The following is a 13,245-nucleotide window of genomic DNA, read 5'->3' on the forward strand; positions in this document are numbered from 1 at the left end:
GAAAAGCGGGGAATACAGCAAATGAAGAACATGTATGCGAAATGGGCGGCGCTTACGGAAAGAAGCAGCCATCTGGCGCTGTGGAGCACTTTTCTGAAATGGATTGTCCTGGGCGGCATAGTAGGCGTATTGTCCGGAACGGCCTCGGCTTTTTTCCTCAAGAGTCTGGATTATGTTACTGAGGTTCGGCTGAATCATGGATGGCTGCTCTTTCTGCTTCCGGCGGGAGGCGCGCTGGTAAGCTTTCTATACATGCGTTATGGCAAAAACAGTGCCAAGGGAAATAATCTGATTTTGGAGCAAATCCGGGAGGGTAATGAAGCAATTCCGTTGCGGATGGCTCCTTTGGTGCTGTTTGGCACGCTTATCACTCATCTCTTCGGTGGTTCAGCCGGGCGGGAAGGAACTGCAGTACAAATGGGAGGCAGCTTGGCCGAAGGATTCGGGAGACTTATTAAGATCAATGCGCTGGACCGGAAAATATTGCTGATGTGCGGGATAAGTGGTGGTTTCGGCTCAATCTTCGGGACACCTCTGGCCGGCACCATTTTTGGGTTAGAGGTGATTGCGATTGGACTCATCAGCCATAAAGCGCTGCTGCCCTGTTTCACAGCCAGTTTTGTGGGCGATCTGGTGACTACCCGCTTATGGAAGGTGCATCATACCCATTATCAGGTGGATGTTTTTCCGGCTCTGGATCTTGTCGTCTTGTTAAAAGTGATCGCTGCTGCGATAGTATTTGGTTTAGTCAGTATGTTGTTCAGCGAGCTGACCCACTTTTTAAAGCGAACGTTCACCTACATCTTTAAAAACCCGATGCTAAAGAGTGCGGTAGGCGGGCTCATTATTATTGCCTTAGTTTATGTCGTAGGTTCCAGGGATTACTTGGGACTTGGTATTCCACTCATCAGCGGGTCCTTTGAGACTGAAATGCCGCCTTTTGCATTCCTGTGGAAGCTCATTTTCACTGCACTTACTTTAGGTACAGGCTACCAGGGCGGCGAAGTTACTCCATTATTTGCTATAGGGGCGACACTCGGAAACAGCCTGGCTGGTGTACTTCATTTATATGCTCCTTTCCTGGCCTCCCTGGGCTTTATTGCGGTATTCTGCGGAGCCACCAATACACCAATTGCCTGTTTCATAATGGGAATTGAATTATTTGGTTCCACCGGGGCGGTTTATATGTTTATCGCTTGTGTAGTCAGTTTTTTATTCTCAGGACATACCGGAATTTATACATCCCAGCAGATCGGCGTATCGAAAAGTTCTCTGATCTCTATTCCTGAAGGAACCACCCTAGCCTCCGTCAAGGGTTTGCGCAAACGAAAAACACAAGCCAGCGGAGAAAATCATACCAATCAGTAGATTTGCTGATCAAAACCATGCTTGGGTTGAAATTAAAAAAAAGGTATGGTAAAATTCTGTTACTTTAATGACTGGAGTTGAAAAGGATAATGTAGAAATTTTCTTGCGAATCTTTTAAACAATAAAACGACAGCTGCGATTTTATTTCGCATGTGTTTTATTCTTTATACGCAAGAAAGTTACGCATTTCTTTTCACTCAGACGAATATCCTTGTCTAACTCCGCTTTGGGGCTGGATTTGCTGTATTTATTTGAGCTACAAGAAAGTAACTTTCTTGTAGCTCTTATTTTTTATATACAGGAGGAATATTTATGTCATTAATCAATGTTGCGAACCTCACGTTTGCCTATGAAGGCAGCTACGATAATATATTTGAGAACGTGAGTTTTCAAATTGATACCGATTGGAAATTAGGATTTACGGGAAGAAACGGGAGAGGGAAAACAACCTTCTTAAGCTTGTTGCTTGGTAAATATGAATATAGCGGAACGATTTCGGCTAAGGTCGATTTCGACTATTTCCCGTTCTCTGTCGAGAATAAGGAAAATAATACCCTTGACGTAATCAGCGACATCTACCCGGATTATATTCACTGGAAGCTGATGCGGGAGCTTTCTTTACTAAAAGTGTCCGAGGATGTTCTATACCGGCCCTTTGATTCCTTGTCCAACGGTGAGCAGACGAAGGTGCTGCTAGCTGCATTATTTATTAAGGAAAACAGCTTATTGCTCATTGATGAGCCCACCAATCATCTGGATCTGAATGCAAGAAAACTGGTCAGTGCTTATCTGAATACCAAGAGCAGCTTTATTCTGGTCTCCCACGACAGATCCTTTCTGGATAATTGTGTAGACCACATCCTGTCAATCAATAAAACCAACATAGAAATTCAAAAGGGGAATTTCTCCGCTTGGTGGGAAAATAAAAGGCGGCAAGATCATTTTGAACTGGCAGAGAATGAAAAACTAAGAAGAGACATCAAGCGCTTGTCGGATTCTTCTAAACGAACGGGCAACTGGTCGCATGAGGTGGAGAAATCCAAAAATGGAACACGGAATTCCGGTTCCAAATTGGATAAAGGTTATGTTGGCCACAAGGCTGCTAAGATGATGAAACGCTCTAAAGCCATTGAGCAAAGACAGCAATCTGCCATTGCTGAAAAGTCTAAACTGCTGAAAAATATTGAAAATTCCGACAGCCTGGAGATTTCACAGCTTGATTATCATAAAAACGAGCTGGTTGAGCTTGAACATGTCTCGATTCAATACGGGGAGAAGATCGTCTGCGCAGATATCAGCTTTTCGATTGAGCAGGGGGAGCGAATTGCGCTTTCCGGTATAAACGGCTCCGGTAAATCAAGCATTATCAAGCTGATTTGCGGCGAGGAGCTAGACTACACAGGCACACTCAGGAAGGACAGTCAGCTTACAATATCTTACGTATCACAGGACACCTCGCATTTACAGGGCAATTTAACGGACTACGCCAGAAGCAACGGGATTGATGAAAGCTTGTTTAAATCGATTTTAAGAAAACTTGATTTCTCCAGAGTACAGTTTGAAAAGGATATATCTGCGTTTAGCGGCGGGCAAAAGAAAAAAGTGCTTATTGCGAAAAGCCTAAGCGAGAAGGTCCATTTGCATATTTGGGATGAGCCGCTTAATTTTATTGATATTATCTCCCGGATGCAGATTGAAGAGCTGCTGCTGGAATACACACCAACTATTCTTTTTGTCGAGCATGACAGTGAATTTTGCAACAATATTGCTACAAAAATCATTCAACTGTAACCCATTACCTGAATTTAGCAGGACCGGTCACTGCAAACTTTCTCGGCTCACCCGAAATAACTCGTTACTCGTAACCCAATGAGTTCTTTCGCGTATATGATATAACTATGATCCGACGAAGCTGCAGGGATTGAATGTTAAAGGTCCAAACTAAAAGAAGTTGAGGTAATCCATCTTATGAATGAATTTACACTGCATGCCGATACAGCGTATAAGCTGGCTGAGCAGAAAGCTGCTCAATATTTTGCATCACTTTTTACACAGGTTAAGAATAGAAGTTATGTGCCTGCCTTAACTGCAGACTTCCATTTGTGGAAGAAGAGCCATATTCATCATCATTCATGGCTGTCCTTTTTTTCACGAAACCAAAGGAACCCCGGATCTGCGGATTACCACCGTTATATTCAATGGCTGAATTATACAGGGAAATTAAATGATTATCTCGACCGAAGCATTTCCTATATCTATATGAGGGATCTGGGCAAAGCGCTGGATTCTCCGGACACTCAAACCAGGATTCTCCGGATGGTTGCTGATATCAAAGATCAATTGATACCCTCAGCTGCAGCAGGCGGGGAAGCACAGCCGGACATGCTGAATTTGGCAAAGCTGTACCGCTGGGCCCAGAAAGAAGGGGTAGAAACAGCCACGATCTGGGTGATTACTAAACTCAAAACCGTCTCCGCCAATCTGCCGGAGGAAATGAATCCCGAGCAAGCCCAGCGTAAGCTGATTAAGATTATTATCGGGGTTGTCATGCATGTGATGGAAGAGATGGAAGAAAACCTTGCCCCTGCAGAACGTGCCTTAAGACTTGATGAAGCCATCCGGCTTGGCTACTCCTATGGCCTTACCTATCCTTTCATTGACGATCTTTTAGATTCTGCGGTCCTAACCGCTCCTGAGAAAGAACAGTATTCCCGGTTGATCCGTCAAGCGCTTCTCAGCGGAATTGTCCCGGAGCTGGGTGAGTGGGACGGGGAAAAGATTCCGCTGATGGAGTACGTGCATTCGGAGCTGCGGGAAGCCTTTGAGTACATTAAGAACCATCAGCGGACGGAGACGCAGAAATCGTTTTTTGAGCGTTCCTATGTGTTTTTTCACTCTCAGGAAATAGACCGGGCAAAGAATCTGTCCCATGATGGTTATACCAATGAGGAACTTTATATTCCTGTAATCCTAAAATCATCTTCCTCCCGTTTGATTGTCCGCTCTGTAATCAGTGCGCCGCTAGATGACGGTTTTGATCAACGAACTTTCTATTATGGCTTATACAATCAGCTGGCGGATGATTTTGCCGATATGTCCGGCGATATGCTGGAAGGCGCGGTTACCCCGTATACCTATTATTTAAAATATCGCCAGCAGCGCAACGATTTGATCAATCCCTTTGAAATGTATTGGACTGTCATTTCCCATCTGCTCCATAATGTGTTTCATTCTGATCCCAAAACTTGCGAGGTAATTCTGGACCGGGTCATTAACGGTCTGAAACGCACTAGAGAACGTTTAGGCAGGGATAAATACAACGAAATTATGGGAATATTTGCGGCTGGCAGCCCGGAGTTCAAACGCCTGGTAGACCGGATGGTTCACAAAGCAGAGGATGTAGATTTCTTCGACAAATTGCTTCGGGACCAGCTGCTTAATACACTGCGTAACAACCGGAAGGAAAAGGAAGAGTTTCACGATACGATCAAAACGGTACGCGGAGTGATCAATAGCCAGCTCCTAATCCCCAAGCCTGAGGGAATGACACCGATGAAGGAACTGCTTATAGATGCTGCTAATTACAGTCTCGAAGGAGATGGGAAACGAATACGTCCAGTCTTAACGTGGGTTATGGGCGTAAGAGAATATGGACTGGAGCCAGCGGAGATTGTGCCGCTGCTCAGGTCCTTGGAATATATGCATACCGCTTCCTTGATCTTCGATGATCTGCCATCCCAGGATAATGCGTCAACCCGCAGAGGGCGTGAAACCCTGCATCAGGTATATGATGCTGCGACTGCCGAATTAACCGGCCTGTTCCTGATCCAGAAGGCTACGGAGGAACAAGCATCTCTCCGTCATTTCGATCCGAAAACCGTGCTTGCTCTGATGCAGTATTCAGCACAAAAGACGGGGGATATGTGCATGGGGCAAGCGATGGATCTGCATTCCAAAGGAGAAGATTTGACTCTGGAGCAACTGAATGAGGTTTGCTTTTACAAGACCGGGATTGCCTTCGAGGCGGCGCTGGTCATGCCAGCTATGCTGGCTCAGGTGAAGGAGGCGGAAATTGCGGGGCTGAAGAAATTCGCTTATCATGCGGGGATCGCCTTCCAGATTAAAGATGATTTACTCGACCAGGAGGGAGACCGGCTATTGCTCGGCAAACCCGTTGGTCAGGATGCCGGAAACAATACTTCGACTTTCGTATCCATTCTTGGGCTGGAGAACGCCCGGAAAGAGCTGTGGGAACACTACTGTCTGGCCTCGGAAGCATTGAGCGAGCTGCCCCGGAATATTGCTTTTCTGAAGCATTTATTGAATTATATGGTTAACAGAAACCGCTGAACTGCGGCTGAACCTGCCCGAAACGGGCAAATAGGATCATGCATTACCGGCACCCATACGGGTTGCCGGTTCTTTGTCGTTCTGCATGCTCCATCAGCTGTTATTCCGTTCATTATGAAAAAAAAGTAAAGATTGACATACTTAATAGTAATAATTACAATTAAACTCAATGTTAATAGTAATTATTACTATTAAAACTGCATTCCTATTCTAACCGCTTGGAAAGGAGTATATAAAACTTTCGGCACAGGGGTTCTGCCAGAAATCTTATCATTGCGAATTATCATTCTATGGAGGTATCAAATGAAAGAAAATCAAAAGAAACTCACAAACAAGCGAACTTTTTCTTATGTAGCCTTGGTGTTGTCAGTGCTCTTATTGCTGGCAGGCTGTTCAACGGGTTCCAAGCAATCTGACCCTTCCTCCGGCGCACAAAACACCGGTAAAGTAAAAGACGATTTAGTACTGGCCGTTGGTATCATGGATGGCGGACAGTTTGATCCCAAGAAAGGCTGGGGAATGACTCAAATCCGTCTGACCCATAGCTCACTGCTGGCTATCGACTCTGATCTCAACTTTATTGGGGATCTTGCAAAATCCTATACGATCAGCGAGGATGCACTAACATGGACCTTCCCGCTTCGCGAGGAAGCCAAATTCTCCAACGGGGAGCAGGTTACACCGGATGATGTCAAGTATACATACGAAATGCTCAAGGAGGACGGCATTAAATTCGATTTGTCTTTCGTCAAGTCGATTGATGTATTAGAGAACAACACGATCGCTATTACGCTTAACGAACCGCGCTCCACCTTTGTAAGCCAGCTTACAGAGATCGGAATCGTGCCTAAGGCCCACTATGATGAACATTATTCCGAGAACCCGGTCGGTTCCGGCCCCTATAAGGTGGTTCAGTACAATGAAGGACAGCAAGTTATCATGGAATACAATCCGTATTGGTACGGCAAAGAGCCGCAGTTCAAAAAATTGACCTTCCTGCTTCTCGAAGAAGATGCCGCCCTTGCCGCCGCAAAAGCTGGAGAAGCCGACATTGTCTACGTTCCGCCGACTTTCGCAGAGCAAAAGGTAGAGGGAATGACCCTACGCAGCTATGAGAGTATTGATTCCCGCGGGATCATGCTGCCTGCAGTCCCTAGCGGCGGTAAAGGCTTGACCAATGGCAAGGAAGTGGAAACAGGTAATGATGTAACGTCAGATCTCGCTATCCGTCAGGCCCTTAATGTTGGACTGGATCGCCAGAAGCTGCTGGATGTGGCACTTGATGGACATGGTAAAAAAGCATTTTCTCTCGCCGATGGTTTACCATGGTTCAACGAAAAAACCGTGATCGAGGACGGGAACATCGAAGCGGCAACCAAAATCCTCGCCGATGGCGGCTGGGTAGATACGAACAAGGACGGCATTGTGGAAAAAGACGGCCGCAAGGCTGAGTTTGACATGTATTTCAGCTCCAGTGACCAGTTGCGCAGTGACCTTTCCCTAGCTGCTGCTGATCAAGCGAGTGCTTTCGGCATCAAGATCAACCTCATCGGGGTTACATGGGATGAGATTTATCTTAAAGGCAAGACAGCAGCAGTGGCATGGGGAGGCGGAAGGCATCACCCTTACCAGCTGTATACGATGAATGCCTCGGAGCAGATCGACAAGGGTATCGGCAATATGTCTAATTACCACAATCCCAAGGTGGATGAGTACCTGCATCAGGCGCTCACGTCCTCCTCACTCGAAAAGGCCAATAAATACTGGAAGCTTGCCCAATGGGATGGAGTAACGGGCTTCAGCGGCATCGGAGATGCTCCGATCGTTTGGCTGGTGCGCGTTGACCACTTGTATTTGGCCAATGAGAAGCTGGATCTTGGCAAACAGCCGATTCACTCGCACGGTCATGAGTGGGCATTATTCGGCAATGTAACCGAATGGACATGGGGTAAGTAGGAAGGGGAAATATTGTGGCCAAAAGCATCGTTATTCGCCTGATTCGCGTTGTAACCCTGCTGATCGGATTATCCATTCTGACCTTTTCACTTATTCATCTGTCTCCAATGGACCCGGTCAATGCCTATATCGGTGGGGACAGCTCGGCGTCGCCAGAGCAAATTGAAAAAATCAAACAATATTGGGGCGTAGACAAAAGCCCGGTGGAACAATACCTTGCCTGGGCAAAAGCATTGCTGCAAGGCAACTTTGGGATTTCAAAGCTGTATCGCAGCCCGGTCATCGACATTATCCAAAGCAGGTTTTTAACATCACTTGCTTTAATGGGGACAGCATGGATTTTATCGGGAGTCATCGGATATGTACTAGGAATGACTGCCGCGATGAACCGGGGTAAATGGACGGACAAGCTCATTAAATGGTACAGCTATACGCTGGTATCCACTCCAATCTTCTGGATGGGCCTCATTCTATTAATCGTATTTGCTGTCTGGCTCAAATGGTTTCCTGTGGGTTTGGCCATGCCGGCCGGGGTGATGGAGAGTGATGTGCGGTTCATCGACCGGATTCATCACTTTGTGCTGCCTGCTCTGACATTAAGTATTCTGGGAGTCGCCAATGTAGCGATGCACACCCGTGAGAAAATGATTGATATTCTAAACACAGAGTATGTCATTTTTGCCAGAGCAAGAGGGGAAAGCAAGTGGCAGATCTTTAAAAATCATGGTGTTCGAAATTCGATCATTCCCGCGATTTCCCTGCAATTTGCCTATTTTGGCGAACTTTTTGGGGGCTCTATGTTGGCAGAGCAGGTATTTGCTTATCCCGGGCTGGGCAGTACCTTGACCACTGCAGGTTTAAAAGGGGATCTCCCATTAATGGTGGGCATTATTCTGATTAGCTCCTTGTTTGTTTTTGCAGGGAATCTGGTCGCCGATATTTTGAATAAGGTTGTAGATCCGCGCATGAAGGGGGAGGCCTGAGATGCTGACCATACCTGAGGGAATGAATGTACGCAAGAAAATGATTCTGCTGCTTGCGTTGTCTTCCGGCTTTCTGCTGGCCATATTGATTCTCAGCTTTTGGCTGAGCAATGACAATCTCCGATTGAGTGCGGCAAGCAAGAATCTCGCCCCAAATCTTCAATATATATTCGGTACAGACTGGCTGGGCAGAGATATGTTCACACGTACCATTAAAGGACTGCGCCTCTCACTGGCGGTAGGAGCGTTCGCCTCCATCCTCAGTGTCATCATCGCAACTGTAATGGGGATTTGTGCCGCGACCTTTGGCAAGACAGTAGATGCGATCATTTCCTGGTTAATAGATTTGTTTATCGGTATGCCTCATCTCGTGTTTATGGTTTTGATCTGCTTCATTGCAGGTGGTGGAATACAAGGTATCGTACTCGGTGTTTCGCTTACGCATTGGACAGGGCTGGCAAGGGTAGTTCGTTCCGAAGTGCTGCAAATTAAAGGTGCCGAATACATTCAAATCTCTAAAAGCTATGGGAAATCAGCTTGGTATATCGCAACGAAACATATACTGCCTTCTATTTTCCCCCAAATTATGATTGGTTTTCTGCTGATGTTTCCGCATGTGATTTTGCATGAAGCCGCATTAACATTCCTGGGGTTCGGGCTTTCTCCTCAAACCCCGGCTATTGGGATCATATTATCTGAAGCGATGAACCATATTTCAACCGGCAAATGGTGGCTGGTGGTGTTTCCGGGACTGCTTCTGGTCTTAGTGGTTAAGAGCTTTGACAGTATCGGCGAACAGCTTCGCATTCTGATGGAGCCTGCCAGCTCCAACGAATAGAGGGATGGATAATGACTAATGTACAGAATAAAACGCTGTTGCAGGTTGAGAACCTGTCCATTGGCTTTTCACAATATGTGAAAGGTACGCAAAAACGGATGATCCAACCGATAGCGGATATGCATGTGGACATTGATGAAGGTGAAATTGTTGCCGTGGTAGGAGCGAGCGGTTCAGGGAAAAGCCTGTTGGCACATGCTGTGCTGGGTATCTTGCCAGGCAATGCGATCAGCAGCGGAAGCATCTTATACCAAGGAGAAGAATTGACACAAAAGAGAAAGGAACAGCTCCGGGGCCGGGAGATTTCCTTCATTCCACAATCCGTCAATTATCTTGATCCGCTTATGCGAGTCGGGAAGCAGGTACAGATCGGGCTGAATCAGGCAACCGCACAGGCCAAACAAGATGAGCTATTCGCAAGATATGACCTGAAAAAAAGTGATGGCCGGCTGTTTCCGTTTGAATTATCGGGCGGGATGCTGCGCAGGGTGTTGTTCGCGACAAGTGTCAGAGAAGGGGTGAAGCTGGTCATAGCCGATGAGCCGACCCCCGGAATTCATCCGCAGGCACTCTCCGAAATCTTGCGGCAACTTAAGCAATTCGCTAAAGAGGGGGCCGGAGTAATGCTGATTACTCACGATATCATGTCGGCGCTGGAAATTGCAGATAGGGTAGCCGTGATCAAGGATGGAACAACGGTGGAAATTTCCGCCGTTTCGGCTTTTGAAGGCAAAGGGGAACGATTAAAAACCGATTACACCCGAAGGTTATGGCGGGCCTTGCCGCAGAATGATTTTGATTTGGTATTTAAGCGAGAGGAGAAGGATGCATGTCTCTGATCGGAGAAAGCTTAGGTCATTATTATCAAAGAGACCGCTGGATTTTTAAAGATATCAACCTGTCAGTAGCCCCGGGCGAGGTTCTTGGGTTATCAGGTTACAGCGGATGCGGAAAAACTACACTGTCCCGAATATTGGCCGGGTATATCACCCCGCGTGAAGGGCAGGTTACGTCAGATCAGAAAGACATGAAGGGTCCGGGTTTTCGGCCTGTCCAGTTAATCTACCAGCATCCGGAGAAAGCGATTAACCCCAAGTGGCGTATGCGGGATGTTGTGACGGAGTCCTATACTCCTTCTCAGGACATTCTGGATGCTTTCGAAATCCGCAAGGAATGGATGGACCGTTGGCCGGTTGAACTCTCAGGGGGGGAGAAGCAGCGATTCTGCATCGTGCGTTCCCTGAATCCTGCCACAAAATATATTATTGCCGACGAGATGACCACGATGCTGGACGCTATTACGCAGGCGCAAATCTGGAACGCCTTTCTCCGCATTTGTAAAAGCAGGGAAATTGGAGTTATTGTGGTCAGCCATGAGACCAGCCTTCTGAACCGGTTATGCGATACGATCTATAAGGTGGGGAAGAGTTGAATAAAGGAACATCTGTAAGGCCATTGGCCCTACGGATGTTCTTTTTAGGCTGCATAACTTATAAGCTGAAGCTCATTTTCAACCTCTTAGAAAATAGTATCCAGCTGCTTGAGATCGTCTTCGGTTAGCTGAATATTCAGCGTCTGGAGATTGGACTCTATCTGTTCATGCCTCGTTGCACCGGGAATGATCAAATCCACAGCCGGACGGGTCAATAACCAGGCAAGGGCGATTTGCGCAGGGTCAGCCCCTTTGTTCTGTGCGAAGGCTTTGAATCGCTCGACCCGTTCCACATTAGCTTGAAATGCCTCTTGTTGAAATAAAGGGTTGTTCATTCGCGAGGTATCGTTGAAGACATCATCCTTCGTATATTTACCGGCCAACAGACCGGATGCCAGCGGGAAAAAAGGAATCAGAGAAATTCCATGCTTCAGACAATAAGGAATCACCTCTTCTTCTGGTTGACGGACCAGCAGTGAATATTCAGCTTGGAGTACATCCAGATGCCCCTCTGCATTAAATTCCTGAAGTTGACTATAGCTTAAATTCGAAGCCCCAACAGCCTTGATTTTTCCGGATTTTTTCAACTCCGCCAGTGTGTCAGCAGCTTCAGACAGTGGGGTGCGGGTGTCAGGGAAATGTAAAAAGAAAATATCAATATACTCTGTCTGTAATCTTGTCAAGCTGTCATCCACAGCCTTACGCAAAGCAGCTGGACTGTTGTCTACTTGCAGACCGCTTGGCGTGAACTCCGGGCTCGGAGAGGCCTTCGTAGAAATGACAAGCTGTTCACGCCCTCCATACTCGCGGATCGCTTCACCGATGATCTCCTCGGAATGGCCCAATCCGTACAAAAAGGCGGTATCAATGAAATTGATGCCTTTTTGCAGGGCAGCCTGAATTAATTGCCGGCTTAAATCATCGTCCATCTTCGGATACATCATAGAATTGCCGACTACACCCGCTCCAAACCCGATTTTAAAAGCTGCCAGTCCGGTTCTGCCTATCTCAACGGTCTGATTCATGTTTATTTGCTCCTCTTTTGTTTGATGTGGGAATCCATGGGAGGACTCTGCATCACATCTTACAACCTGGTCTAAACACCAGGTCAAGCGGAGCCGCCAGCATTAGAGAAGTCACCGAATTTTCGTCCAGTCTGCAGTTTCATTTCAATCATATCCCAAATTTGCTGGAGCTCTTGCTGCTGCTGTTCGATCTTTTTTTGATAATCGCAAAGTCTTTCCTGCCACTCGATAGTTGATGTGCTGCTGTCTTCCAATTGAAGCTGAAGGATAGGTTTTATTTCTTGAAGTGACATTCCGGTTTTTTTTAAGCACAGGATCATTCGAAGTGTCTCCATATGCGAGCTGTTGTATATCCGGTGACCATTGTTTTTACGGCCCACGGGAGGTAAGAGACCTATTTTCTCATAATAACGCAAGGTGTCTTCACTGACCTTGAAATGTTCCATGATTTCCTTCATTTTATAATTTTCTGCCATTATTCAACACCTCCGTACAGGACTGAAATATATATCCATCCATGAGGCTATTATAATACCTGGTGTTAACACCAGGTCAAGAAATTATGACGAAGAAAATGAGGAGAATAATGCGGATAATCCGTTGTTATTGTATTATTCGATTCAAATACCAGCCAAAAATTATATGAATAAGGTTTACAATCCTAACATATCAAACTATGATTTAGCTTAAATATAGATGACAAATCTCATAGGAATTAATATTTCCATCACACTAACGGAGGTCGCAAGTTGAAAACAAAAGAGATGGTATTTGCCGCATTATTTGCTGCACTAATAGGGGTATTAGGTATGATTCCACCGATTCCGCTAGGGTTTATCCCGGTGCCCATTACCGCACAAACACTTGGTGTCATGCTGGCGGGGAGTTTTTTAGGTAAGAAGACGGGAAGTCTTAGCCTGATTTTATTTATCGTGTTAGTCGCTCTGGGTTTACCTTTATTATCCGGCGGCCGTGGAGGTTTCTCTGCATTAGTTGGTCCGTCAGCCGGTTACATTCTAAGCTGGCCCGTAGCAGCATTTTGTATCGGATATGCGACAGAAAAAGTCTGGTCCAATGTAAAAACATGGAAAATTATCATCATCAACTTAGTTTTTGGTGTGATACTTGTTAGTTTGATCGGAGCGCCGGTTATGGCTTTGATTACACATACCTCTATTTGGGCCGGACTTGTGGGAGCAACCGCATTTTTGCCGGGGGATTGTATTAAAGCGGTCATAGCTGCTATTATAGCGCTACAATTAAAAGCCGTCAGTCCAATCGAAGAGAAGTGAT

General features: G+C 46.2%; 11 protein-coding genes. 9 read left to right on the forward strand and 2 right to left on the reverse strand.

Annotated features, from left to right (window positions below):
- Positions 1-30: 30 nt before the first annotated feature.
- From MHI45_RS00265 to MHI45_RS00300, 8 genes are all read left to right on the forward strand, one after another.
- Positions 31-1,368 (forward strand): voltage-gated chloride channel family protein, encoded by a 1,338-nt coding sequence (locus MHI45_RS00265; protein WP_341119142.1) that lies wholly within the window; start codon positions 31-33, stop codon positions 1,366-1,368.
- 312 nt (positions 1,369-1,680) lie between these two features.
- A complete protein-coding gene (locus tag MHI45_RS00270) occupies positions 1,681-3,159 on the forward strand; it encodes an Lsa family ABC-F type ribosomal protection protein (protein WP_076112001.1) in 1,479 nt (492 codons plus the stop codon).
- Positions 3,160-3,336: 177 nt separating this feature from the next.
- Positions 3,337-5,718 (forward strand): polyprenyl synthetase family protein, encoded by a 2,382-nt coding sequence (locus tag MHI45_RS00275; RefSeq protein ID WP_179091786.1) that lies wholly within the window; start codon positions 3,337-3,339, stop codon positions 5,716-5,718.
- Between the two features lie 303 nt (positions 5,719-6,021).
- Positions 6,022-7,674 (forward strand): ABC transporter substrate-binding protein, encoded by a 1,653-nt coding sequence (locus MHI45_RS00280; protein ID WP_076111997.1) that lies wholly within the window; start codon positions 6,022-6,024, stop codon positions 7,672-7,674.
- A gap of 14 nt (positions 7,675-7,688) precedes the next feature.
- Entirely contained in the window at positions 7,689-8,657 is a 969-nt protein-coding gene (locus MHI45_RS00285; protein ID WP_076111995.1) for an ABC transporter permease, read from the forward strand.
- 1 nt (position 8,658) lies between these two features.
- Positions 8,659-9,495, forward strand: coding sequence for an ABC transporter permease (locus tag MHI45_RS00290; protein WP_076111993.1), 837 nt, complete (start codon positions 8,659-8,661; stop codon positions 9,493-9,495).
- Positions 9,496-9,506: 11 nt separating this feature from the next.
- Positions 9,507-10,334: an ATP-binding cassette domain-containing protein gene (locus tag MHI45_RS00295; protein ID WP_076111991.1), complete on the forward strand. Its 828-nt coding sequence runs from the start codon at positions 9,507-9,509 to the stop codon at positions 10,332-10,334.
- The gene (locus MHI45_RS00300) at positions 10,325-10,927 is read left to right on the forward strand and encodes an ABC transporter ATP-binding protein (RefSeq protein WP_076111990.1); all 603 of its coding nucleotides are present in this window, start codon (positions 10,325-10,327) and stop codon (positions 10,925-10,927) included. Before MHI45_RS00295 ends, MHI45_RS00300 begins: the two co-directional genes overlap by 10 nt.
- Positions 10,928-11,013: 86 nt before the next feature.
- Here MHI45_RS00300 and MHI45_RS00305 read toward each other — a convergent pair whose 3' ends face one another.
- Both MHI45_RS00305 and MHI45_RS00310 read right to left on the reverse strand, forming a co-directional pair.
- Complete coding sequence (locus tag MHI45_RS00305) at positions 11,014-11,952, reverse strand: aldo/keto reductase (protein ID WP_076111988.1); 939 nt, start codon at positions 11,950-11,952, stop codon at positions 11,014-11,016.
- Between the two features lie 83 nt (positions 11,953-12,035).
- Complete coding sequence (locus tag MHI45_RS00310; protein ID WP_076111987.1) at positions 12,036-12,428, reverse strand: MerR family transcriptional regulator; 393 nt, start codon at positions 12,426-12,428, stop codon at positions 12,036-12,038.
- Positions 12,429-12,701: 273 nt separating this feature from the next.
- On the opposite strand from MHI45_RS00310, the gene MHI45_RS00315 reads away from it, so the two are divergent.
- Positions 12,702-13,244, forward strand: a complete 543-nt coding sequence (locus tag MHI45_RS00315; RefSeq protein ID WP_076111985.1) for a biotin transporter BioY — start codon at positions 12,702-12,704, stop codon at positions 13,242-13,244.
- Position 13,245 lies beyond the last annotated feature (1 nt).

The organism is Paenibacillus sp. FSL H3-0321 (assembly GCF_038002865.1).
In the GTDB taxonomy this organism is placed as follows: Bacteria; Bacillota; Bacilli; order Paenibacillales; family Paenibacillaceae; genus Paenibacillus_AQ.